This is a genomic window from Caulobacter sp. DWR2-3-1b2 (genome assembly GCF_049896345.1).
In the GTDB taxonomy this organism is placed as follows: Bacteria; Pseudomonadota; Alphaproteobacteria; order Caulobacterales; family Caulobacteraceae; genus Caulobacter.
Genome location: NZ_JAFCUC010000005.1, coordinates 1 through 23261 on the forward strand (window position 1 = coordinate 1; position 23261 = coordinate 23261).

Annotated in this window: 26 protein-coding genes, 2 tRNA genes and 1 pseudogene; 16 read left to right on the top strand and 13 right to left on the bottom strand. The window is 67.1% G+C overall.

The features are described 5' to 3' along the window. The 3 genes from ACP694_RS13830 to ACP694_RS13840 form a co-directional block, all read right to left on the bottom strand. On the bottom strand, window positions 1-119 hold a 119-nt coding region (locus ACP694_RS13830; RefSeq protein WP_426013779.1), incomplete at its 3' end, for a GTP-binding protein. Window positions 120-174: 55 nt separating this feature from the next. Then, window positions 175-248, bottom strand: a tRNA-Gly gene (locus ACP694_RS13835). Between the two features lie 87 nt (window positions 249-335). Further along, window positions 336-421, bottom strand: a tRNA-Tyr gene (locus ACP694_RS13840). A 170-nt stretch (window positions 422-591) separates the two neighbouring features. On the opposite strand from ACP694_RS13840, the gene rlmB reads away from it, so the two are divergent. The 5 genes and pseudogenes from rlmB (at window position 592) to ACP694_RS13865 (ending at window position 5273) form a co-directional block, all read left to right on the top strand. Next, a complete protein-coding gene (rlmB, locus tag ACP694_RS13845) occupies window positions 592-1410 on the top strand; it encodes a 23S rRNA (guanosine(2251)-2'-O)-methyltransferase RlmB (protein WP_426013275.1) in 819 nt (272 codons plus the stop codon). 123 nt (window positions 1411-1533) lie between these two features. Further along, the gene (locus ACP694_RS13850) at window positions 1534-3180 is read left to right on the top strand and encodes a hypothetical protein (protein ID WP_426013276.1); all 1647 of its coding nucleotides are present in this window, start codon (window positions 1534-1536) and stop codon (window positions 3178-3180) included. Window positions 3181-3222: 42 nt separating this feature from the next. Continuing rightward, window positions 3223-3966: a TerC family protein gene (locus ACP694_RS13855; protein WP_426013278.1), complete on the top strand. Its 744-nt coding sequence runs from the start codon at window positions 3223-3225 to the stop codon at window positions 3964-3966. After that, the gene (locus ACP694_RS13860; RefSeq protein ID WP_426013280.1) at window positions 3963-4343 is read left to right on the top strand and encodes a DUF423 domain-containing protein; all 381 of its coding nucleotides are present in this window, start codon (window positions 3963-3965) and stop codon (window positions 4341-4343) included. Before ACP694_RS13855 ends, ACP694_RS13860 begins: the two co-directional genes overlap by 4 nt. Before the next feature lie 175 nt (window positions 4344-4518). After that, window positions 4519-5273, top strand: a pseudogene (locus ACP694_RS13865) (IS5 family transposase). Window positions 5274-5282: 9 nt separating this feature from the next. On the opposite strand, the gene ACP694_RS13870 reads toward ACP694_RS13865, so the two are convergent. Further along, window positions 5283-6509 (bottom strand): multidrug effflux MFS transporter, encoded by a 1227-nt coding sequence (locus ACP694_RS13870; RefSeq protein WP_426013281.1) that lies wholly within the window; start codon window positions 6507-6509, stop codon window positions 5283-5285. 118 nt (window positions 6510-6627) lie between these two features. Here ACP694_RS13870 and ACP694_RS13875 point away from each other — a divergent pair, with 118 nt between their 5' ends. After that, window positions 6628-7611, top strand: coding sequence for an alpha/beta fold hydrolase (locus tag ACP694_RS13875; protein WP_426013283.1), 984 nt, complete (start codon window positions 6628-6630; stop codon window positions 7609-7611). A 115-nt stretch (window positions 7612-7726) separates the two neighbouring features. Here ACP694_RS13875 and ACP694_RS13880 read toward each other — a convergent pair whose 3' ends face one another. Further along, complete coding sequence (locus tag ACP694_RS13880) at window positions 7727-7972, bottom strand: low temperature requirement protein A (protein ID WP_426013285.1); 246 nt, start codon at window positions 7970-7972, stop codon at window positions 7727-7729. 37 nt (window positions 7973-8009) lie between these two features. Beyond that, entirely contained in the window at window positions 8010-9107 is a 1098-nt protein-coding gene (locus ACP694_RS13885) for an HPP family protein (RefSeq protein ID WP_426013287.1), read from the bottom strand. Window positions 9108-9193: 86 nt separating this feature from the next. Here ACP694_RS13885 and pip point away from each other — a divergent pair, with 86 nt between their 5' ends. Further along, window positions 9194-10183: a prolyl aminopeptidase gene (pip, locus tag ACP694_RS13890; RefSeq protein ID WP_426013288.1), complete on the top strand. Its 990-nt coding sequence runs from the start codon at window positions 9194-9196 to the stop codon at window positions 10181-10183. Here pip and ACP694_RS13895 read toward each other — a convergent pair. Both ACP694_RS13895 and ACP694_RS13900 read right to left on the bottom strand, forming a co-directional pair. Next, complete coding sequence (locus ACP694_RS13895) at window positions 10180-10479, bottom strand: low temperature requirement protein A (protein ID WP_426013290.1); 300 nt, start codon at window positions 10477-10479, stop codon at window positions 10180-10182. The two genes, pip and ACP694_RS13895, sit on opposite strands and share 4 nt — an antisense overlap. 54 nt (window positions 10480-10533) lie before the next feature. Next, window positions 10534-10758: a hypothetical protein gene (locus ACP694_RS13900; RefSeq protein ID WP_426013292.1), complete on the bottom strand. Its 225-nt coding sequence runs from the start codon at window positions 10756-10758 to the stop codon at window positions 10534-10536. An 86-nt stretch (window positions 10759-10844) separates the two neighbouring features. On the opposite strand from ACP694_RS13900, the gene ACP694_RS13905 reads away from it, so the two are divergent. The 6 genes from ACP694_RS13905 (at window position 10845) to ACP694_RS13930 (ending at window position 15441) form a co-directional block, all read left to right on the top strand. Further along, window positions 10845-11333, top strand: a complete 489-nt coding sequence (locus ACP694_RS13905; protein ID WP_426013294.1) for a hypothetical protein — start codon at window positions 10845-10847, stop codon at window positions 11331-11333. A 38-nt stretch (window positions 11334-11371) separates the two neighbouring features. After that, window positions 11372-11542: a hypothetical protein gene (locus ACP694_RS13910; RefSeq protein ID WP_426013295.1), complete on the top strand. Its 171-nt coding sequence runs from the start codon at window positions 11372-11374 to the stop codon at window positions 11540-11542. Next, complete coding sequence (locus tag ACP694_RS13915) at window positions 11539-12108, top strand: O-antigen ligase family protein (protein ID WP_426013297.1); 570 nt, start codon at window positions 11539-11541, stop codon at window positions 12106-12108. Before ACP694_RS13910 ends, ACP694_RS13915 begins: the two co-directional genes overlap by 4 nt. Before the next feature lie 119 nt (window positions 12109-12227). After that, the gene (locus ACP694_RS13920; RefSeq protein ID WP_426013299.1) at window positions 12228-13094 is read left to right on the top strand and encodes a 50S ribosomal protein L11 methyltransferase; all 867 of its coding nucleotides are present in this window, start codon (window positions 12228-12230) and stop codon (window positions 13092-13094) included. A 67-nt stretch (window positions 13095-13161) separates the two neighbouring features. Further along, a complete protein-coding gene (locus tag ACP694_RS13925; protein ID WP_426013301.1) occupies window positions 13162-13584 on the top strand; it encodes a hypothetical protein in 423 nt (140 codons plus the stop codon). 45 nt (window positions 13585-13629) lie between these two features. Beyond that, window positions 13630-15441 carry a M24 family metallopeptidase gene (locus tag ACP694_RS13930; RefSeq protein WP_426013303.1) on the top strand — a complete coding sequence of 604 codons (1812 nt, stop codon included), beginning with the start codon at window positions 13630-13632 and terminating at the stop codon, window positions 15439-15441. A gap of 146 nt (window positions 15442-15587) precedes the next feature. Here ACP694_RS13930 and ACP694_RS13935 read toward each other — a convergent pair whose 3' ends face one another. After that, window positions 15588-16004 carry a DUF2147 domain-containing protein gene (locus ACP694_RS13935; RefSeq protein WP_426013305.1) on the bottom strand — a complete coding sequence of 139 codons (417 nt, stop codon included), beginning with the start codon at window positions 16002-16004 and terminating at the stop codon, window positions 15588-15590. A gap of 86 nt (window positions 16005-16090) precedes the next feature. Next, window positions 16091-18436: an NAD-dependent DNA ligase LigA gene (gene ligA / locus ACP694_RS13940; protein WP_426013307.1), complete on the bottom strand. Its 2346-nt coding sequence runs from the start codon at window positions 18434-18436 to the stop codon at window positions 16091-16093. 113 nt (window positions 18437-18549) lie between these two features. On the opposite strand from ligA, the gene ACP694_RS13945 reads away from it, so the two are divergent. Genes ACP694_RS13945 through ACP694_RS13955 form a run of 3 tightly spaced genes read left to right on the top strand, consistent with a single transcriptional unit; the run spans window position 18550 to window position 19207 of the window. Next, window positions 18550-18732: a hypothetical protein gene (locus ACP694_RS13945; protein ID WP_426013309.1), complete on the top strand. Its 183-nt coding sequence runs from the start codon at window positions 18550-18552 to the stop codon at window positions 18730-18732. Between the two features lie 41 nt (window positions 18733-18773). Further along, on the top strand, window positions 18774-19064 hold the full coding sequence (locus ACP694_RS13950) for an acyltransferase family protein (RefSeq protein ID WP_426013310.1): 291 nt from the start codon (window positions 18774-18776) through the stop codon (window positions 19062-19064). Between the two features lie 17 nt (window positions 19065-19081). After that, complete coding sequence (locus tag ACP694_RS13955; protein WP_426013312.1) at window positions 19082-19207, top strand: hypothetical protein; 126 nt, start codon at window positions 19082-19084, stop codon at window positions 19205-19207. A gap of 145 nt (window positions 19208-19352) precedes the next feature. Here the strand turns inward: ACP694_RS13955 and recN are convergent, their stop codons facing one another. From recN to lpxC, 3 genes are all read right to left on the bottom strand, one after another. Next, on the bottom strand, window positions 19353-21047 hold the full coding sequence (gene recN / locus ACP694_RS13960) for a DNA repair protein RecN (protein ID WP_426013314.1): 1695 nt from the start codon (window positions 21045-21047) through the stop codon (window positions 19353-19355). A gap of 83 nt (window positions 21048-21130) precedes the next feature. Then, window positions 21131-22096: an outer membrane protein assembly factor BamD gene (locus tag ACP694_RS13965; RefSeq protein ID WP_426013316.1), complete on the bottom strand. Its 966-nt coding sequence runs from the start codon at window positions 22094-22096 to the stop codon at window positions 21131-21133. A gap of 153 nt (window positions 22097-22249) precedes the next feature. Further along, the gene (gene lpxC / locus ACP694_RS13970; protein WP_426013318.1) at window positions 22250-23146 is read right to left on the bottom strand and encodes a UDP-3-O-acyl-N-acetylglucosamine deacetylase; all 897 of its coding nucleotides are present in this window, start codon (window positions 23144-23146) and stop codon (window positions 22250-22252) included. Between the last annotated feature and the right edge of the window lie 115 nt (window positions 23147-23261).

The window sequence follows — 23261 nt, forward strand, 5'->3', positions numbered from 1 at the left end:
CCTTGCTTGGCCAGCGTGATCGTGATCGCGGCCGTCAGCGTCGTCTTGCCATGGTCAACGTGACCGATGGTGCCGATGTTGCAGTGCGGCTTGTTACGTTCGAACTTTTCCTTGGCCATGGTCTCTACCTTGCGCGCCGGCGGCTATGAATGTGGGTCGTCATATATAGGGAGCTGGAGCGGGTAGCGGGAATCGAACCCGCATCCTCAGCTTGGAAGGCTGCTGCACTACCACTGTGCTATACCCGCCCAATATACCCCATCGGGCTAGCGGGGTCGCGTCGGCTCCCGGTCTCTGGCTTTGGGGCCAAGCCTTGTTGGAGCTCTCGCCGCGCGTGGTGGGGGAAGTAGGACTCGAACCTACGAAGGCGTACGCCAGGGGATTTACAGTCCCCCCCCTTTGCCACTCGGGACATTCCCCCAGCGCGCGGCAGAGTTCTTTCAAAGCGGCCTTTCCAGTCTCGAACCCGCGGCGAGCCGCGCGTCACGAAAAAGGAACAAAAGCTTCCTCGAGACCGGTGAGACGGTGCTAAAGCAGCGCCGCCCTGGCTCGCGGAAACCCTCAGGGCCCCAAATCGGAGCGCGTCTTATAGTGTCCTCTCATTCCGAACGCAACGACCGGAAACCGCCTTCTGCGAAAGGTCGCGATTTTCGCTCCAACCCCAGGAAAACTAACGAGTTTTCCAAGGGCCAAGGTGACGCCAAGGACTGGATCTGGGGCACGCACGCTGTCGAGGCGGCGCTTTCCAACCCCGCCAGGCCCGCGCCAAAACGCCTGTTGGCGACCGCCGACCGCGCCAAGCGACTCAGCCCCGATCTGGCCAAGGCGTCCTTTCTGACGGTCATGGAAGGCGCCGAGATTGCTCGCCAGCTGCCGCCCGGCGCGGTGCACCAGGGCATCGCGCTGAAGATCGACGAGCCCGAGGCGCTGTCGGTCTATGACCTGGGCATGCCGGCTCAGGGCCTGTTGGTGATGTTCGACCAGATCACCGACCCCCAGAACATCGGCGCCATCTTCCGCTCGGCCGCCGCGTTCGGCGCGCGCGGCGTGATACTCCAGGACCGCCATGCCCCCGCCCTGTCAGGCGTGCTGGCCAAGACCGCCGTCGGGGCGATCGACAAGATACCCTATGCCCGCGTGGTCAATCTGTCCCGCGCCCTGGAAGAACTGAGCGACCTGGGCTGGCGGGCCGTGGGTCTGGCTGGCGAGGCCGAACAAACCCTGGACCAGGTTCTGGACGGCCGCCCGACGGTTCTGGTGCTGGGATCGGAAGGCGAAGGCGTCCGACGCTTGGTTGCCGAACATTGTGATGCGATGGGAAAAATTGCCATGCCGGGCGGGTTTGAGAGCTTGAACGTGTCTGCGGCGGCAGCGGTGGCGCTCTACGAAGCGTCAAAAGTTCGCCCGTAGGAAGAAACCAGTTCGTGAATCTCTCTTAACCGTTTTGATTTCGTCGCGATGACGTGGTTCTCTCAACGCTTGTTCCTACAGGCGACGCTTGCCGGGAGTTCGAACATGGGATCGGGGGACCCGATGTTGCATAACAAAGTCCGTTTGACGGCTCTGGCCGGATGCGCGGTTGGGGTTTTGGTGGTGGCCGGTTGCGGCGCGCGCGAACCTGTCGAGGCGCCGCCCGCCTCGGCCGCGCCGGGATATGGCGCGACCCAGACCCCCGAGCTGATGGGCGCCGCGCCGAGCGAGACCACGCCGGCCGACGGCCTGCTTGGCGGCCCCGCGGCTTCGACCCTGCCGGTCGCCGCGCCGGTCCCCGTGTCCAGCCACCCCGGTCTGAAAACCTGGCGGCGCGCCGACGGCACCCTGGTGACCGCCATGGCCCCGATCGCCAATCCCAAGCATAGGGTCGTGCATTATAAGCCGCGCGCCGTCGCGCATCACGCCGCCATCGCCGCGCCACGGCCCGTGGGCAAGTCGGCGCCCGCGCCGGTCGCTCATCCGGTGATCAAGCCCGCCGTCAGGCCCGTGGCCGTGGCGCCAACTCCGGCCCCGGTGAAGCCCGTCGCCGCCGTCAAACCCGGCGCCGCTGTGGCCAAGGCCCCGACCCCGACCCCGACCCCGGCCATCGTCGCGCCGGTCAAGGCCGCGCCGCCGAAGGTCCTCACCAAGCTACAGAAGCTGCAAGCGGCCGTGGCGCCGGAAGCCACCAAGGGCGCCGTCCTGGCCTCGGGAGAAAGCCTGGCCCAGGGCAAGGAGGGCCAGGTCACCTTGTCCCTGCCCGCCACCCTCGGCGACATGATCAAGAAGGAAGCCGCCAAGCTGGGCCTAACCAAGGCGGCCAAGAAGACCAGCGCCTATGCCGACCTGCAGGGCGAAGGCTACCAGATCACCCCGAACGGCCGCCAGACCGCCGTGGTAAAGCCGGGTGAAGCCCCGACCTTCGCTTGGCAGGTCAAGCCCACCGACAAGGCGACCGGCGCGTTGAAAACCGAATTCGGCGTCGAGCTGAACGGGACCAAGCCCGCCCAAGGCTTCTCGCTCGGCTCGATCGCCAAGCAGGTCGCACCGATGCGCGAGAAGGTTCAGGAAGCCACCAAGGGCTTCAAGTTCGCCCTGCCCAGCCTGGGCGGCTTCGAGACCATCGACGTGCCGGGCCTGGGCAAGGTCCAAGGCAAGTCGGTGCTGGGCGGCGCCCTGGTGCTGCTGGCCCTGCTGATCCTGGTCGCGATCGCCCGCAACGCCTCGGCCTCGAGGACCCGAGCCGAGCGCCAGCGCAAGTTCCGCACCCTGACCGACTACGGCCGCAACGAGATGGAATTCGGAGCGCCGCCGCAATCGGCCAGCGTCAACTATGTGAACCCGATGGTGGCCGCCGCTGGTGGCGCCTTGGCCGGCGCAGCGGTGGCCACTGCGGTCAACCACCACGGCCATGACGATCACGCTCGTGACGACCATGGTCATGACAGTCCTGAGCACGACGCCCATGCTGGCGACCCCGCTCGCGACGATCACGGCCATGAGACCCACGCCGAACCGGACCACCACGACCACCCCCATGACGGTCATCATGTCGTCGCGCCGGCCGGAGAGGCCCTGCCTGTCAGCGGTCACGACCACGCCGAGGTCCATCCCGTCGAGCACGCGGACGATCACGACGCCCATGCCGACCATGGTCAACATGTCGAAGGCCGCGAGACCCACAAGGAACTCGAGCCCGCGCACTAGGCGATGCTTGCCAGACCGCCCAGCCTGACGCATTGAAGCCGCATGTTTGATGCGCTCATAGCCCAGGTGGGCGGGCTGGATGGTCCGTTCGCGGCCTTCCTGTCCGTCCTGATGATCGACCTTGTCCTCGCGGGCGACAACGCTGTGGCCGTTGGCCTGGCGGCCGGCGGCCTGCCGGTCAAGGATCGCCGCAAGGTCATCCTGTACGGCCTGGGCGCAGCGGTCGTGCTCCGCATCGGCTTCGCCCTGATCACCACCTGGCTGCTCGGCGTCATTGGCCTGCTGCTGGCCGGCGGCGTGCTGTTGCTGTGGGTCTGCTGGAAGATGTGGCGCGAGCTGCGCGAGCAGTTCACCCACGACCAGGCGGACGCGCGGGCGATGCTGGACAATGATCCAACCACCGAGCCCCACGTCAAACCGGCCAAGAGCTTCAAGCAAGCCTTCCTGCAGGTGTTGATCGCCGACGTCTCGATGTCGCTGGACAATGTGCTGGCCGTGGCCGGCGCCGCCCGCGAGCACCCCGCCATCCTGGTGTTTGGCCTGCTGCTGTCGATCGCCCTGATGGGCCTGGCCGCCAGTGCGATAGCCAACTTGCTGCACCGGTTCCGCTGGATCGGCTTCATCGGCCTGGCCATCGTGCTCTACGTGGCCGGCCACATGATCTGGGAAGGCCACCGCAGCGTGGTCATGGATCTGGACAAGACCGCCGCCTACAACGCCGCCGCGCCGTCGATCATCGACATCACGCCGGCCGAGCTCGCCGCGCACCTCAAGCATAAGAAATGACCAGGCCAGTCGGCCTGATGGTTCGGCTGGCGGCGCTCAGCGGCTTCCTGGGCGTGGCCTTCGGCGCCTTCGCCGCCCATGGGGCCAAGGATGCCCGCGCCGCCGAGCTGCTGCACACTGGCGCGCTCTATCAGATGATCCACGCCCTGGCGGTGTTCTGCTGGCTGGCGGCGCGGAGAGCCGGCGGCAAGGCGGACTTGTGGACGCCGAGCCTCTTCCTGACTGGCTCGGTGCTGTTCTCGGGCTCGCTCTACGCCATGGCCTTCGGCGCGCCGCGTATCCTGGGAGCGATCACGCCACTGGGCGGCCTGTGCTTCTTGGCTGGCTGGCTGATCCTGGCCTGGCGGGCTGGCGCGGTTGCGGACACCGCCGACTAGAGCATTTTTCGAGCGAAGTGGTTCCGGTTGGCGTGAAGAAAAATGTGTCAAAACAAAAGATCAGAGCTCACGGCCTGACGCAGTCAGGTCGGGAAGTGCTCTAGGGTCAAAACCCAATCAAGGTATTGATTGAAGCATTCTTGCTGTGATTCACTCTTTGGAACGGAGGTGGATCATGGCTGGAGAGTTCTGGTTATCGGATCGGCAGTGGGCGGCAATCGATCCGCTTTTGCCGAAGAACCAGTCTGGCGCCCGTCGGGTGGACGACCGGCGGGTGATTAGCGGGATCATCCATGTGCTGAAAGTGGGTTGCCGCTGGCAGGACTGCCCGGCGGTCTACGGCCCGCCGACGACCATCTATAATCGCTTCCGCCGCTGGACGATCAAGGGCGTGTGGCGGCGGCTGTTTACGGCCTTGGTCGCGCTCAGTCCCGACGATGTCCACATGATCGACTCCACCAGCGCCAAGGCCCACCGCTCGGCGGGCGGGGGAAAAGGGGGGCCGAAATCCAGGCGATCGGCCGTTCGCGCGGCGGCCGCACGACCAAGATCCACGCCGTCGTCGATGGCAAGGGACACCTCATCGCCTTCGAAATAACCGCCGGACAGCGCGGCGACGCCCCCTTCGCTAGGCCATTGCTGGAGTCCCTTCCCAGGGCGCGCCTCTGTCTGGCCGACACCGCTTACGACGCCGACAAGTTGCGGCGCTTCCTCATCGAACGCGGCACCACGCCCGTCATCCCCAACAATCCTACCCGCAAGAACCTCCAGCCCTTCGATCCAGAGGCCTACAAGCAGCGCAATCTCGTCGAGCGGATGTTCTGCAGGCTCAAAGACTGGCGGCGCGTCGCAACCCGCTACGACAAACTCGCCTCCATCTTCGCCAGCGCCGTCTTCATCGCCGCAATCATCATCTGGTGGGCTCAATGAGTCTGGACCCTAGGCCGGGACCTTGGTCCGCTGGTCCTTCGGAACCGCCAAAAGGAAGATCGCCAGACTGGAGCCTATCAGGCAGGCGAACATTACCGCCGCCACGGGCCGAGCGGTGCCGTCATGCAGCAGGCCGCCGATCCAGGAGGCAAGGGCTCCGGCCGCGAAAGACGCCCCGCCCATCAGGGCCGAGGTCGAGCCCGCCCGGATCGGATCGACGCTCAACGCCCCGGCCATGGTGTTGCCGGCCATCAGACCATAGGTCGACAAGGCGGCGAACAGCAGCGGCAGCACAGTGAACTGGCCGCCGACCCCGCTCCACGCCGCCGCCGCCAGCAGAAAGGCGGCGACGATCGAGGCGATGCTGGCCCGCACCAGCACCCGGTCCGGCGTCGCGCGGCGCAGCAGCAGCCGGTTGACCTGACTGGCCCCGATGATGCCCACCGCGTTGAAGGCGAAGATGATGTTGAAGGTCAGCGGCCGGTGGCCGTAGGTCCCCATGATCAGGTCTGGCGCGCTTGAGATGTAGGTGAACAGGGTCGCGCCGTTCAGGGCCCCGGCGACGCCGTAACCGACCAGCCGCTTCTGGCTCAATAACGCGCCGTAGGCCCGGAACGGGTTCTCCGAACGGGCTTGGACGGCGGTGGCCTCGGAACGCGATTCCGTCAGGCTCAGCGCGATCCACAGGCCGATCAGCAGGCCGAACACCGTCAGGGTCCAGAACACCCCGCGCCAGCCGGCGAAGACCTGCACCACCCCGCCGAACTGCGGGGCCAGCACCGGCGCCAGCCCCATGATCAGGGTCATCAGCGACAGCACCCGGGCCGTGTCGGAGTGGTTAAAGCGATCGCGCACCACCGCGCGCGCGATCACCGCCCCCGCGCACCCGCCCAGGGCCTGAACAAAGCGAGCGCCGATCAGCGCCTGGATCGACGGCGCCATGGCGCAGACCACCGAGGCCACCACATAGATGCCGATGCCCAGCAACAACGGCGGTCGGCGGCCGAACCGGTCCGACGCCGGGCCGTACAGGAACTGGCCGATCGCCATGCCGGCGAAGAAGGCCGCCAAGGTCGCTTGAGTGTCGTCGGCCCCGGCGTGCAGGGTCCGCGCGATATCGGGCATGCTCGACAGGTACATGTCGATCGACATCGGCGCGAAGGCGGTCAGCGCCCCCAGCATCAGGACGAGCCGCCAGGGGGTAACGGCGGGAAGCGGCGCGGCAGGATCGGTCATGGCAGCGCTTTTACGCCTGCTTTCCATAAGGGTAAGGCCTTGACCGTACGAATCGGCCGCTTGCCGCGTCGGTCCAGCACCGGCAAGGTGATCAACAATAACAAAAGCAGGAAATGCCATGTCTCACCTTGCTCCGGCCCTGCCCGCCCCGTCGTATGCGCAGGTCAACGGCGTCCGCATGGCCTATTACGAGGCCGGGCCGCGCCAGGGCGTCCCGATCGTGCTGTGTCATGGCTTTCCGGAATTTTCCTATTCCTGGCGCTGGCAGATTGCGGCCCTGGCGGCGGCGGGTCGCTGGGTGATTGTCCCCGACCAGCGCGGCTATGGCCTGACGCAAGGTCCCGAGGCGGTCGAGGCCTATGACATGGAGCACCTGACTGGCGACCTGGTTGGCCTGCTCGATCACCTAGGCGTCAAGGAGGCGATATTTTGCGGCCATGACTGGGGCGGCATCATCGTCTGGCAGATGCCACTGATGCATCCCGCCCGCACCGCCGGGGTGATCGGGCTTAACACGCCGTTCACCCCCCGCCTCCCGATGGATCCCATTGCCATGTTCCGCCACGCCTTCGGCGAGGACATGTATATCGTCCAGTTCCAGACACCCGCCGTCGCCGACGCTCAACTGATCGCCGATGTGGAAAAGACCATGCGCTATTTCATGCGCAAGCCAAACGGCACACAAGGCGACTTCGCGGCGCGGCCAGCGGAGAAGCGGTCGCTGGCCCTGCTGGACGGCTTGGCCCACTACGATCCAAGCGGGGACTCGAACCAGCTTCTGGCGCCCGAGGAGTTGGCGGTGTTCGTCGAGACTTTCCAGCGGACCGGCTTCACCGGCGGCATCAACTGGTATCGCAACTTCACCCGCAACTGGGAGATGGCCGAGCGCCTGCCCACCCGCATCGATGGCGTACCCTGCCTGATGATCATGGCCGAGCACGATGTGGTGCTGCCGCCCGCGATGGCCGACCGGATGGGTGACCAGATTTCGGACCTGGAAAAGGTGCTGGTCGAGGGCAGCGGTCACTGGACGCAACAGGAAAAACCCGAGCGGGTGAACGAAATCCTGATCGACTGGCTCGGGCGGCGGTTTCCAAACTAAGCGCTTTGCATCCTGCGAGGCTTCGCCAGCGGGTGCACCTCAGGATGAGGAATTCTGCAAAGCTCCTTCCCAAGGCGCTCGCGCAGCGGGCCTCAAAGGATGCGCGGCGCCCTTATTAGCCCGCCAGAATCACCGCCCGCCGCCGCATGGCGGCCGCCATCTGCAGCATGGCCAAGGCGGAGACCTCGTCTCGCTCGGTGGCCCGCACGCTGTACACCTGCGCCATCACCTGCAGCGAGATCACCTTGTCCAGCCCCTCGGGGCCCATCATCTCGGCGATGGCGCGGTCCAGCTCGGCCAGCTGACGCGGGGTCAGCATCGCCAGTAGCTCGTCGTCGCTGAGGTCTTCGGGGTTGTTCATGACTCGGGAGAATACGGAAAGTCGGCGCGGGTTGCGATCATCTGTTGGCCGCCATCGCCTCGACAACGTGGGCGCGATAGAGCACGGCCAGCAGGTCGGTCTGGGTGACGATGCCCTTCAGCACCCGGTCGGCGTCGACGACCACCGCCTCGTGCACCTGGCCGCTGGACAGCAGGGGCAGCAGGGCCTGGATCGGCGTGCTCTCGCGCACGCGGTGCACGAAGGGGTCAATCACCGCCTCGACCTTGTGATCGCGATTGGCCTGGAGTTCGGCGCGGCGCACCAGGCCCAGCACCTTGCGATCGCCGTCGATCACGGGGGCGGTGCGCAGGTCGTGGTCGCGCATATAGCGTAAGGCGCTGTCGCAGCTCTGCTGCGGATCGACCGTGATGACGTCGGCCGACATGATGTCGCCGCAGAGGATTTGTGCGTGCAAGCGCTGATGGGCCTGCAGCTCGACCTGGCGGAACAGGGCGTCGAGGTCATCGCGGCTGACGTCGAGCAGCTCGCCATAGCGCGCCAGAGCGGCATCCAGGTCACCACTGGTAAAGCCGGCCCGCGTGGACGGTGGCGCATCGGCTGTCCCATGCGGGCTGGCGGCCAGGACCGGCGCACGGTGCGGATATGATCGCCTGGTGACGCGGTGGAAGACCACGCCCGCCCCGACCAACAACAGGCTGTCGAGGCCCACCGGGCTGAGAGCGAAGTGGTAACCGAGGCGCGTCACCTCGGACCCGCCCAGGCCACAGATCAGCGCCACGGCGCCGCCTGGCGGGTGGAGGCAACCGGTCAAGGCCATCGCCATGATCGCCAGGCTCACCGCCAGCGGCGCGGCGATCATCGGGTCCGGGAACAATTGCGCGCAGGCGATCCCGACCACCGCCGACAGCACGTTGCCGCAGATCACCGAACGTGGCTGAGCCAGGGGACTGGCGGGCACGGCGAAGACCAGCACGGCCGAAGCCCCGATCGGCGCGACCAGCAGCGGCGAGGTCAGGGGTCCGCCCCCAATCATCGCCCGCGCCAGTACGCCCGTCACCGCTAAGCCCAGCAACGCGCCGAGCCCGCCGCGACCGATCTCCAGCCAGCCAGAGGCGGTTCGCAGACGCGGAGCCCAAGGGAGTCGATCGATCATGGAACCCGGATACGCGACCGGCAGCGGGAAATGAACCCCATTCCTGCCGTTCCCACCGCCCCCGAAACCGGGCTAGGATCGCGGGCATGGATCGTAACGCCTCCGCCTCCGTGATGTCCTCCGCCGGCCGCCGCAGCCTGTTTCGCGACATCGAGCCCTTTTCGTTCGGGTGGCTGACCACCGATGGCCCACACGAAATCTATTACGAGGAATGCGGCGCGCCGCGCGGCAAGCCGGCGGTGATCCTGCATGGCGGCCCTGGCGGGGCGGTCAATCCGACCATGCGGCGGTTCTTCGATCCGGCTAAATGGCGCATGGCGTTGTTCGATCAACGCGGCTGCGGCCGCTCGCGTCCGAACGCCAGCCTGGAGGATAACACCACCTGGAGCCTGATCGCCGATATCGAGCGCCTGCGCGAGCACCTGGGCGTCGAGAAGTGGACGGTGTTTGGCGGCTCTTGGGGCTCGACCCTGGCCCTGGCCTACGCCCTGGTCCATCCGGACCGGGTCGAAGGCCTGGTGCTGCGCGGCATCTTTCTGCTGACCCAGAAGGAGCTGCGCTGGTTCTATCAGGAAGGCGCCTCGATGCTGTTTCCCGACGCCTGGGAACGGTTCCTGGCTCCCATCCCGATCGAGGAGCGCGGCGACCTGATGGGGGCCTATCACAAGCGCCTCACCCATCCCGACCGCCGGGTGCAGGCGCAGGTCGCCAACGCCTGGAGCCAGTGGGAGGGCGACACCATCTCGCTGCGAGGCCCCGAGGCGCGACCGCCCAAGTTCAATGAAGAAGACTTCGCCATCGCGTTCGCGCGGATCGAAAACCACTTTTTCTCCAATGAGGGCTTCTTCGAGCACGACGGTTGGATCCTGAAGAACATCGACAAAATCCGTCACATCCCGGCGTGGATCATCCAGGGCCGCTTTGACGTCGTCACCCCGCTCGACAGCGCCTGGTCGCTTCACCGCGCTTGGCCGGAAGCCCATTTCGAGATCGTCTGGGACGCCGGCCATGCGTCCACCGAGCCGGGGATCATCGACGGGCTGGTGCGCGCGACGGACGCAGCGCTGAGGGTCTAAGGGTCTGAGACCCTCTTCCCATGGGAGAGACTTTCGCGCCGGCGCATCGCCAGGCTTTCGAACGCCGCGACGCCCGCGAGCACGGCTGTCGTCGCGACCGACAGCACCAGCGGGCTCATGGACAGACTCAGCGGAGCCAGCGCCGCCAACCCCACCAACCTCGCCCCGCGCGACGGCGACCACAGGCGGAACACCGCCTTCTTGAACAGTAGCCCGCCCAGCATGAACAGGAACGGCCCGCCGGTCAGGGCGGCGGCGGTCTTCAGGTCAGCATGGCCCAGCAGGTGGTGTAGCACCCGCTCCTCCGCCACAGCCGTGACGATGATGCCGGCGATCGGCAGCAGGTGGCTTTAGGTATAGGCGGCGCGCGCCACCGCGCCGGGGTCCTTGGCGTGGCTGATCGCCTCGCTGGCGGCCTGGGCGGTGAACGAGAAATATATCCACCACATGGCCTTCCTCCCCGCGAAGGCGGCGAGGAAGGCGGCGTGGCGGCGGGGATGCTGCTGGCCATGGCGATCCCCGAGGCGCGCGTGACCTCCAGAAGCGCGTTGGCGAAGCATGTGGCGGCGTTGCATGGTGGCATTTCCCGTCTGGACGAGTGGCAGCCTAGCAATCGTCACTGTGGGATCGAACGAATTGTGGCTTAGTGCGCTTCATGGATATGGACGCGCAAGATTTCCTCCTCCAGCACCGCACCCCAATGATCGGCGCCGTCGTCGCGTTGGCCACCGGCCTGACCGGCGGTATCGCGCTGAAGACTGGCCCGCAGGATGAACCGTTTATTGAATCCGTCCCCACCTACGACAGCCAATATGCCGAGGCCGAGCCTATCGCCTGGCCCAGCGGCAAGGTCCCCGACTACGTGATCGGCACCGACTTCCTGGACGCCCAGCGCATGGATCCGCCGCCGGTGCTGGTGGCCTCGTACGAGGTCCCGGAATATACCGCGCCGGCTTGGCGCGAACCCGAGCCACATGTTCAGCCGGCGCGCATGGCCGAGCCCGCGGAACGCAGCTGGGCGTCGACCGGCGGCGATATATTGAACACGCGCCTGCCAGAGGATGCGCCGCCCGCGCCTGAGGCGTCGCAAGCGCCCGAACCGCCGGTGGCGACCCCCGCCCCGGTCGCGATGGCGGCGTCAAGCTCCTAAGCCCGCTCCTGCCGGCGACCAAGTCCAAGACCTCGCTCTTGGCGCTGATGCTGGGCCTGGGGGGCTCGGCGATGCTGGCCATCACCCGGCGTGGGCCGGCCACGGCGATTATCGTGCTGTGGCTGGGCGTCACCGTCATTGGTTTGGGCGTGATGGTCATGTGGTTGGACCCGGCGCTGATCTTCAAGGCGCCGGGTCCAACCACATGACCCTGACCGGCCGCACCGACATCTGGGCTGCGGTGCTGCGCCAGTCGGCCAAGCAACCGCTGACCGGTTATGGCTGTGCGGTCCTCTGGACCCTGGAATCCGCGCCCGCGAACTGGATCCGCAAGGAGACCGGTTGGCTGGTGTCCACCGCCCACAACGGCTGGCTCGATATCCTGGCGCAGCTGGGTTGGATCGGCGTGGGCCTCTGCGCCCTGGTGCTGGGCAGCGCCCTGCTGGTCGGCCTGTTCCGCTTCCAGCGCCTGCGCGACGGCTACTGGACACCGCTCTTCTTGGTGATCTTCCTGACGACCACCCTCTCCGAGAGCTTCATCCTGGAGCGTAACGGCATCGCCTGGGCTCTGGCCTGCGCGGCGGTGACCCGCCTGCTCGGACCGGTGCTCGCCGATCTCGGCGCCGCCAGATGGGCCCTGCCCTCGATCGCTCTCCAGCCGCCACCGCTGGCCTGGTCTCTGGCGTCGGGCGAGCCGACGGTCGAGATCTGGGCGACCGACGAGGGCCGCGCCTCGACATTTGGCAAGCGCCCGGTCTCGCCTTTCGGCGCGTGAAGCACCGTGTGGAAAAGTGGGACCCAGTTTTCCGCGAAAACGGTGCGAAAACAAAAATCTAGAGCAAGCCGTGCGATTTCTGTATCGCGCGGCTTGCTCTGGACCGCTACGGAAGCGCCATGACCGACTACACGCCCCAGCAGATCGTCGCCCGCGGCGCGCGCGCCGTCGCCGAAGCCGCCGCAGACGCCATCGACAACCATCCCGACCTCGAAGGCGCGACCTACTCGATCCTGGAAGAGGACGAGGACAAGGGTCTCTGGCGCATCGACGCCTTCCCGACCAATGACGAGGAAGACGCCGGCCTGCTCGAAGTCCTGGCCGGCTACAAGCTGAAGGTGATCCGGGAGCAGTTGGCCGACGCCGACTGGCTGGCCATGGCGCTGTCGGGCCTGCCGCCCGTGCGGGCGGGTCGGTTTTTCGTCTACGGCATGCATGATCGCGGCCGCTTGCCGGCCAGCACGGTCAACCTCCGCATCGAGGCCGGCGCGGCCTTCGGCACCGGCCACCACGGCACCACGGTCGGCTGCCTGCAGGCCTATGACCGCCTGATCAAGGCTCGCAAGTTCAACAAGGTGCTCGACGTCGGGGCCGGTACGGGCCTGCTGGCCATTGCGGCCGCACGCACGGGCTCGAAAATCGCCGTGGGCACTGACATCGACAGGCCCAGCGTGCGGATCTCCAAGGAGAACGCCAAGGTAAATCGCGCCAACGCCAGGTTCGTCCACGCCGCGGGCCTGTCCAACCGCTTGGTGTCCGACAACGCCCCCTATGACCTGGTGTTCGCCAACATCCTGGCCCGCCCGCTGATCAGCCTGGCCCAGGACATCAAGACCGCCCTGGTCCCCGGCGGCACGGTGATCCTGTCGGGCTTGCTGCGCACCCAGGAGCGGATGGTGAAGGCCGCCTACGTCTCGCGCGGCTTCAAGGTGGTGAGCCGCATCCATCGCGACGCTTGGGCGGCGCTGGTTCTGCAACGGCCGTAGAGCGCGGAACGTCCTTCACGGTCCTGACGTTTCTCCTGCGGCACTCGTACGTTCCAGGAGCAACCTCATGACCTACATCGACCCCAACGCCCCGCTACCGCCGCGCGAAGTCGTGGTGCGCCGGGAGGGTGGCGCGACCGGCTGGTTCGTGGCCGGCGTGGTGGCCGTCGTGGCGGTGATCGCTGTGGCCTTCATGTTGACGATCGGAGCGCGCACCCCCAGCCAGGACCAGATCGCCCAGGCTCAGGATCAGGGCCGCGCAGTCGGGCAGATCGAAGGCGCCCAGGTGGGCGCCGCCCAATCGACGATGGTCGCCCAACAGGCGGCCCGCGACGCCGCGGCCGCCGCCGACAGCGCCCGTCGCTCGACCGAGGTGACGGCGGCCAACGCCGCACGGGTGGCTCAGGACGCCGCCGCCCGCGCTGCGGCTTCGCGCGACGAGACAGTCGCCCCCATGGCCGAGCAGCCCGCCCCGCAACCGGCCCAGTAGCGGCTGGCTCTTCCCTGCCCGGCCGGGTCGGACTAAATCGAAGGCATGCGCCAGACCTTCGATGAATCCACCGAGCCGGGCTTCGGCCCCCGCCATGTCCCACTGATCCGCGCCGCCATGGCGCTGCAAGGCCTGGACGGCTTCCTCGTGCCCCACGAGGACGAGCACCAGAACGAATATCTGCCCACCGCCAATGACCGCTTGGCCTGGGCCAGCGGTTTCACCGGTTCGGCTGGGGCTGGCGTCATCATGGCCGACCGCGCCGCCGTCTTTGTCGATGGACGCTACACCCTTCAGGTCCGTGACCAGGTTGACCAGGGTGTGTTCGAGATTCGCGACCTCGTCGAGGGCGGCGTCCCGGCCTATCTCGAAACTGTCCACAAGGGCGCGGTGATTGGATACGACGCCCGCCTGCACAGCCCTCAGGCGCTCGACGCGCTGAAGGCCGCCGCCAGCAAGGCCGGCGCGGCGCTCAAGCCCGTGTCGGTCAACCCCATCGACCAGGCCTGGGGCGCTGAGCGTCCGGCCCAACCCGCCGCGCCCGTCGTCCCCCAGCCCGTGTACTATGCCGGCGAGGAGTCGGCCTCAAAGCGCGCCCGGATCGGCGGGGCCATCGCCGCCTTGGGCGCCGACGCCGCAGTGATCACCGCTCCGGCCTCGATCGCCTGGCTGTTCAACATTCGCGGCGGAGATGTGATCCGCTCGCCCCTGCCCCTGGCCCAGGCGGTGGTCCGCGCCGACGGCACGGCGCGGTTGTTCCTAGACCCGGCCAAGGTCGCCGAAGGCCTGTCGGCGTGGCTGGGCAACCAGGTGTGGCTAGAACCATCCGAGGCCCTGGACGGGGCCCTGGCCGACCTGTCCAGCAAGGCCGTGGTCGTCGACCCGGCCCAGTCCTCGGCCTGGTATTTCGACACCCTGGCCGCCGCCGGCGCCTCGGTCGTCCGCGCCATGGATCCCTGCACCCTGCCCCGCGCCTGCAAGAACGCCGTCGAGATCGCCGGCACGCAGAAGGCCCACCGCCGCGACGGCGCGGCGTTGACGCGCTTCCTGCACTGGCTGGCCACCGAAGGGCAGATCAACCCGCCGGACGAGAAGGAAGCCGTCGCCAAGCTGGAAGCTTTCCGCGAGGCGACTGGTCTGCTGAAGGACCTCAGCTTCGACACCATCGGCGCGGCCAACGGCCATGGCGCCCTGCCGCACTATCGTCCGACTGAGCGCTCAAACGAGCGCGCCGCCTTGGGGTCACTGCTCCTGGTCGATAGCGGCGGTCAGTATCTGGACGGCACCACCGACGTCACCCGCACCGTGGCGATCGGCGAGCCGACCGCCGAGATGGTCACCCGAAACACCCTCGTTTTGAAAGGCCACCTGGCCATAGCCCGCCTGCGCTTTCCGGCAGGCACCACTGGCTCGGCCATCGACGCCTTCGCTCGCGCCGCCCTCTGGAGCCATGGCCTGGATTACGACCACGGCACTGGCCACGGCGTCGGGGTCTATCTGGGCGTCCACGAAGGTCCGCACCGGATTTCCAAAGCTCCCAACACCATCGCGTTGCAGCCCGGGATGATCGTCTCCAACGAGCCGGGCTACTACAAAGACGGTGAGTACGGCATCCGCATCGAGAACCTAGAGGTTGTGATGCCCGCCGAAGCCGTCGGCGACGGCGACCGCCCGATGCACCGCTTCCAGGCTCTGACCCTGGCCCCCATCGACCGGCGGCTGGTGGACAGGAGCCTGTTGAGCCCCGAGGAGATCGCCCAGTTCGACGCCTATCACGCGCGGGTGGTTCGGGAGATCGGGCCGCTGGTGGAGCCGGAGGTCGGGGCCTGGCTGGAAGAGGTCTGCGCGCCGCTTTAGGCGCTTAGGTCCTCCCCCTGTGGGGCACTGTGGGGGCGGCGGCGCGAAGGCGCCGGTGGGGGGAGCAGACCCACCTCACCGACACTCGCCCTCCGTCGGCTGCGCCGACACCTCTGCCACAAGGGCAGGAATAAGCGAGCCGCTGACTACTTAATCCGCGTCCACTTCTGCGTCTTGCACAGCGGGGCCACGATGCAGCCCTTCAGCTTCAGCGAATTGGGCGAGGTCAGGGTGATGGTGCCCGAATAGGTGCCGCCGTCGTCGGCGTTGTAGACCTTGCCGCCGGTCCACCTGGTCGGGCCGCCGGTGAAGTCGTACAGCATCTGCATATTCTTCAACGGACGGGCTTTCAGGCTGGCGTCCTTGTTCTTGACGTCCTTGATCGTCGGATCGGCCTTGATGTGGTTTGACGTCACCAGCTTGCCGCACAGGCTGTTGCCGCAGCGGCTGATCTCGACCTGGCCGCCATTGGTTTCGGTTTGCCACAGGCCGATGGCGTCCTGCGCGAAAGCCGGGGCGGCGATGGCCACGGCGAAGGCCGCGGCGAGGATGGGCAGTTTCATAGGATCGTCTCTCCTAAGTATTGTTAGCCTGTTCTAACGCGCGTTCGCCTGAACCGGCCATGAATTGAAAAGCGAAGGCGCGACGCCTACCCCGCCACCATTGCCAGCCACTCGTCCTCGGTCATCACCTGAACTCCCAATTCGCCGGCGGTCTTCAGCTTCGACCCCGCACCTGGCCCGGCCACCACGAGGTCGGTCTTCTTCGACACCGACGAGGCCACCTTGGCGCCCAGCGCCTCGGCCTGGGCCTTGGCCTCGTCGCGGGTCATCTTCTCCAGGGCGCCGGTGAAGACGATCGTCTTGCCGGCCACGGCGGTATCGGTTTTCGGCTTGGCCACGGCCTGGATGTCGAGCTGGGCGATTAGATTGGCCACCTTCTCGCGATTGTGATCCTCGGCGAAGAACCGGGCCATCGACTGGGCCGCAACCGGGCCGATCCCGTCGATCGCCGCCAGTTGGAGATAGTCGTCGCCCGGCGCGCCGTCGGCGGCCTCGACCAGGGCCTGGGCGAAGGCCTCCCAGTCGCCAAAGCGCTCGGCCAGGGCGACCTTGGCGGGCTTGGAGAGCTTTGGCACGGCATGGCCGATCTTGACCTCCAAACTGTCGGCCTCCGGCCAGGGATCGGCCTTCAGCCCGCCCCGGCCCGCCTCGACCAGCTCGTCGCGGGCCTTTGGACCGACCCCCGCCGCGCCGGCCAGTTCCAGATAGACCGCGCCCGGCAGTTGCCCGGCTGCCCGCTCGGCTGCGGCTTGCAGCTCCTCGAACCGGTCGAAGTTGCGGGCCAACACGGTCGAGGTGGTCTCGCCGATGTCGCGCATGCCCAGGCCGTAGATGACCCGATCGAGGCCAATGGTGCGTCGCGCCTCGATTCCCTTGACCAGGTTGGCGACCGAGGTTTCGCCATAGCCGTCGCGCTCGCGCAGCACGGCCAGCTTTTCCTCGTCCTTGGCCAGCCGGAAGATGTCGGCCGGCTCCTTGATCCAGCCGTCCTCGAAGAAGGCGGCCAGCTGCTTCTCGCCCAGGCCCTCGATGTCGAAGGCTCGGCGAGACACGAAGTGGCGCAGGTGCTCGATGCGCTGGAACGGGCAGGCGAACTCACCGCTGCAACGGCGCACCACGGATTCGGCGCCCGAGGCGGTGGTCTCCTTGACCAGCGCTGTCCTCAGCGGACAGGGGCAATGGCTCGGAAATTCGAACGGCGTGGCGCCCTCCGGACGTTCCTCCAGCACCGGCCCGACGATCTGCGGGATCACGTCGCCGGCCCGCTGCAGGATCACCGTGTCGCCGATCCGCACGTCCTTGCGGGCGATCTCGTCGGCGTTATGCAGGGTGGCGTTAGTGACCGAGACCCCGCCGACGGCAACGGGCTTGAGCCGCGCCACCGGCGTGATCGCGCCGGTGCGGCCGACCTGCAGGTCGATGGCCTCGAGGATCGTGCGAGCCTGCTGGGCCGGAAACTTGCGGGCGACGGCCCAGCGGGGCGAGCGTGACACAAAACCCAGGCGCCGCTGCTGCTCCAGGTCGTCGACCTTGTAGACCACCCCGTCGATATCGAAATCGAGCTTGGGGCGCAGCACTTCGAACGCGGCATAGGCGTCGAGCAGCCCCTGGGCGTCCTGGACCCTCTTGGCCGGCGGGGCCGTGGTGACGAATCCCCAGGCTTCCAGCGTCCCCAGCGCCTCCCACTGGCCGGCCGCGAAGGGGCCGCTGACCAGACCGCAGGCGTAGGCGAAGAACCGCAGCGGCCGCTGGGCGCTGATCTTCGGGTCGATCTGGCGCAGCGAGCCGGCGGCGAAGTTGCGGGGGTTGGCGTAGGTGCGCTGGCCGGCCTCAAGCGCGGCGGCGTTGAAGGCGGCGAAGGCCTCTAGCTCGACATAGACCTCGCCGCGGATCTCTATGATGTCGGGCCAGCCGGCGCCCTTCAGCCTGTGGGGGATGTCGCCGATGGTGCGCAGATTGGCCGTGACATCCTCGCCGACCCGGCCGTCGCCTCGCGTCGCGCCTTGGACCAGCACGCCCTTTTCATAGCGCAGCGAGGCCGACAGTCCGTCGATCTTCGGCTCGGCCGTGTAGAACACCGGCTCGTTCGTCAGCCGCAGGAACCGCCGGACGCGAGCGTCGAACTCCGCCGCCTCGTCGTTGGAGAAGGCGTTGTCGAGGCTGAGCATCGGCACGCCGTGCTCGACCGGCGAAAACTGCTCGGCCCGCGCCGCCCCGACCCGGACAGACGGGGAATTGTCGCGCACCAGATGCGGGAAGCGTTCCTCGATGTCGAGGTTGCGGCGTTTGAGGGCGTCGTACTCTCCGTCGGTGATCGTCGGGGCGTCTTGCTGGTGATAATGCAGGTCGTGACCGGTCAGGTCGTCGGCCAGGCGCTCCAGCTCAAGGGCGGCCTGGGCTTCGGTGAGGTCGGCAACGGCGATCTGGGACACGGGCGAATCCGGCGGAAGCTGAGACGGCGGCAGACTAGCCGCTCCTCCCCCTGTGGGGGAGGAGCTTTAAGCCGACAGCCTTGCCTAGCCGCTGACGCTCAGAAGCTCGCCGCATGACCCAGCCCGCAACGATGTCCCAGAACGACGCGGGCTTGGCTCGTGGCGGCGCCTTTGACGTCCTGCGGTTCGTCGCGGCGCTGTTCATCGTGCTCTATCACGTGGCCAAGCGAGCCCCGGTTTCGCTGTTTGCGATCCGGCCCTTGGACGCGGCTATCTCGCGACGGACTTCTTTCTGATGCTTTCGGGCTAGGTTCTGGCCAAGACCTACGGTCAGCTTGTGCTGGACCATGGGCTGGGAACCGGCGAGTTTCTCGAGCGCCGCATCCTGCGTATCTGGCCGGCGCACCTGATCATGCTGGCCCTGCTCGCCGGCTTCGTGTTTGGAACGGGGGCCATCGGCCTGGCGCCTCAGAACCCGCAGTGGTTCCAATGGAGCCAGCTGCCACCGCAGATCTTCCTGGTCCAGGCCTGGTTCGTGCCAGCAGCGTCGGGTTGGAACATGCCGACCTGGACGCTGTCCGCCCTGATCGTCTGCTATGCGGGCTTCCCGGCCGCCTGGCGTTCCTGACCAATCAGCTGGCCGCCGTGATCTGGTTCGGCGCCGCCCGCGCAGTGGCCGCGAAACTCGACCTGGACGATGCGATGCTCTGGCTCGTCTGGGCGATGGCCCTGCCCGCCTGCATCGCCGCCGCGTGGCTGTTCGAGCGCTGATCTTCTGTTTTGACGCATTTTTCTTCACGCGAACCGGAACCACGTCGCTCGAAAAATGCTCTATGTCGACGCGCCGCTGCAGGTGTGGATCAAGGGCGGGTCGCGCAAGGATCTCGCGCCAAAGGCAAAGGCTGCTCCGGCCTGACTAGCCGATCAACGCCCGCGCCGCCGCCCGCGCCGCCTCGGTGACCTCGGCGCCCGACAGCATCCGGGCGATCTCTTCCTGACGCTGGACGGGCGACAGCGGTTCGACCCGCGTGCGGATCGCAGTGTCGTCACCCGACTTGGCGATCCGCCAGTGGGCGTCGGCGCGGGCCGCGACCTGGGCCGAATGGGTGACGACCAGCACCTGGGCGTTGGTCGCCAGGCGCTTGAGCCGCAGGCCCACCGCGTCGGCCACGGCCCCGCCAACGCCCTGATCGACCTCGTCGAAGATCATCAGCGGCTGAGAGCCCTCGCGACCCGCGAGGGCGGCCTTCAGGGCCAGGGCGAAGCGCGCCAGTTCGCCGCCGGAGGCGATGGCCTCCATCGGTCCGAACGGCGCGCCGGGATTGGTGGAGATCTCGAAGGCGATGCGGTCCATGCCGGCGGGACCGGCGCGGTCCTCGTCTAGGGTCTCGATCGCGACCCGAAACCGAGCCTTTTCCAACTTCAGCGGCGCCAGCTCGGACTCGACAGACGCGGCCAGGCGATCACCGGCGGCGCGGCGCTCGGCCGACAGCGCTTCGGCGGCATAGAGATAGGCGTCGCGGGCGCCAGCGGCCTCTTCCTCGGCCGCCTTCAGCGCTTCGCTTGAGGTCTCGATAGCTTGCAGGCGGGCGGCGAAGTCGGCGCGGGCTGCGGGCAGCAGCTCAACGGCCAGGTTCAGCTTGCGGGCCATGCCGCGCAGGGCGAACAGGCGCTCCTCGGTCTTGTCTAACTGGTCGGGCTGGAACTCGAAGCTGTCGGCGGCCGCGTCGATGGTGGCGGTGGCTTCCTGGGCCTCGACCAAGGCGCGGTCCACCGCCTCGCAGGCGGCGGTGAGCCGGAGCATGGCTGGACCATCGGCGGGCGCGCCGGCCTGGACCGCGCGTTCACGCGCCCTTTCCAACGCACGATAGGCGCCGGCCAGCCTGCCCGACAGGGCGTCGCCGCCCAGGGCGTCGCGAGCCGCATCGATATCGGCCAGGGCCTTTTCGGCGGAGCCCAGCAGGGCCCGCTCCTCGGCCAACTGAGCTTCCTCGCCTTCGCGCGGATCCAGACGGTCCAGTTCCGACAGGCGAAGGGTCAGTTCCTCGGTCTCGACCGTGGCGCGGTTGGCGAGGTCGCGCAGGGCGGCGGCTTTCTCTCGAGCGGCCCGCCAGGCGCTCCACGCTCCAGCGACGGTCCCGAGGCTCACGACGCCATAGGCGTCGAGCAGGGTTCGGTGGGTGCGCTGGTCGAGCAGGCCGACGGTCTCGTGCTGGCCATGAACCTCGAGCAACAGCGCGCCGAGGTCCTTGAGCACACCAACGCTGGTGGCCTGATCGTTGACGAAGGCGCGACTGCGACCATCGGGCGATAGCTGGCGGCGCAGGACCAAGTCCTCGTCGCGGGCATAGTCCAGGCCCTTGTCGTCGAGATAGGCGAAAGCGGCGTGGTCGGCCGGCAGGGCGAAAATGGCGGTGGCGCTGGCATGGCCCGTGGCCCCGCGCCGCACCAGCCCGGCGTCGGCCCGGGCGCCGGTCGCCAGGCCCAGGGCGTCGAGAATGATCGACTTGCCCGCGCCGGTTTCACCGGTCAGGGCGGTCAGGCCCGGCCCGATGGCCAGGTCCAGGCTCTCGATGAGCACGACGTCGCGGATGGAAAGGCCAATCAGCATGTCGCGCAGGATCGCCGGGAATCAAGGTTTTTGAAAGAACGTTTCGAAAACAGGGGCCGATCCTCTGGACCGGCCCCTTGAAATCACATTCCGAGAACGCCCTTGATGCCGCTCCTCTTGGACTTGGTCTCACCGGGCGGGGCCAGGGTAGCGTCCTTGTCCTGGGTCAGGCGGTCCAGCATGTTCTTCTTGTTACCGGCCTTCAGCGGCTCGACGGCGGGCTTGAGGCCAGCGTTGTTCAGCAGCTTGTAGGCGTCGGCGTACCAGGGATCGCCCGGGAAGTTGTAGCCCAGCACCGCCCCATTGCGCTTGGCTTCGTCCAGCAGGCCCAGGGTCATGTAGCTTTCGACCAGCCGGTACAGGGCCTCGGGCGTGTGAGAGGTGGTCTGGTGGCGATCGATGACGGTGCGGAACCGCCCGATCGCGGCCAGGGTCTGCCCGTTGCGCAGGTAGTAGCGACCGATGGTCATTTCCTTACCGGCCAACTGGTCGTTGACCATGTCGATCTTGAGGCGGGCGTCTTGGGCGTATTCCGAGTTGGGATAGCGCTGAACCACGTCGCGCAGGGCGGCCAAGGCCTGTTCTGTGGCGGCTTGGTCGCGATTGACGTCGACGACCTGCTCGAAATAGCAGATCGACTTCAGATAATAGGCGTAGGAGGCGGACGGGTTGCCCGGATAAAGGCCGATGAAGCGATCGGCGTCCGAGATCGCTTCGTTGTACTGGTTGCCCTGGTAGTGGGCGTAGCCGGTCATCAGGATCGAGCGGCGCGACCATTCCGAATAGGGGTGCTGGCGCTCGACCTCGCGGAAATAGTCGACGGCCTCGTTCCAGGCGCCGCGGTCCAGGCGATTGGCGCCCGTCGAATAGAGCAGCTCCACCGGGCGCTCTTCATAGGCCAGGGTCGGCTTCTTGTGTTTGCCGGCGCAGGCGGTGACCGACAGGGCGACCAGCAGGGCGGTCGCGACGGTAGCGGCCTGGCGTCCCGAGAAATTACGAAGCACGGACTTTTCACCCTCGAAGCAAACGTGCGCTCCTGCGCCGTGCAAGGCTTCTACACCACGCCGATGCGGGCGCAAATGGAAGCCGAGCCGTGAGAAGGATACGCCCCAAGACGCATCCCCCGAGGAATCCGCCCAAACCCTAATGACATCGACTTTTTGACCAAATCAGGTCGAAGCGCGATGACCGCGCACGGAATGTCAGACGGCTTCTGCCAATTCCACCGAATGGGTCCGCAGACGCCAGGCGCGCGGATTGGCCATCAGGGCGCGTACGACCGCGTTGTTCAGGCCATGACCGGCGAGAACGCCCTCGAACCGGCCGATTATCGGCGCGCCCAGGACATAGAGGTCACCCACCGCGTCCAGCGCCTTGTGGCGCACGAACTCGTCGGGACGACGCAGACCTTCCGGATTGAGCACCCGGTCGCCGTCGATGACCACGGCGTTTTCCATCGAGCCGCCTCGGGCCAGGCCGATGGCGCGCAGCGCTTCAACATCGCGGACGAAGCCAAAGGTGCGGCAGTCGCACAGCTCGGCGCGGAACGACTCCTCGTCGATGGTCAGGTCGACGCGCTGGCGGCCGATGGCCTTGCTGGCGAAGGCGATCTCGAAGGCGACCTCGAAACGATCAGACGGCGAGAGGCTGGCCTGCTTTTCGCCGTCCTGAACCACCACGGCGTGGAGGATCTCGATGTAGCGACGCGCGGCTTCCTGCTTGCGACGACCGGCGCGATCAAGGATCCGCATGAAGGGCTCGGACGACCCGTCCATGATCGGCACTTCCGGACCATCCAACTCGACGACGCAGTTGTCGATGGCCAGGGCGGCCAAGGCGGCCATCAGGTGCTCGATGGTGGAGACGCGCACGTCGGCGGCGTTGTTGATGACAGTGCCCAGTTGAGTCTGGCAAACGGCTTCAGGCTTAACCGGCACGCGGTTATCGCGGTCCTGCACATCGGTGCGGACGAAGACGATCCCGGCATCGACCGGCGCGGGGCGCACGGCGACGCGGACATGCGACCCCGTATGCAGGCCCACCCCCGCGAAGATCACCGGTCCAGCGACCGTATGCTGAAAATATGCCGAAGCCGACAAAACGAGACCCTTAAAACTTGACCGACGGAGTAGCTCTTCGACCACCTCTCGCCCCGCGTACCATTTAGGGACAATGCTGCGTCGCGGCAAAGCAAGTCCTGTTTCGGTTTGTTAC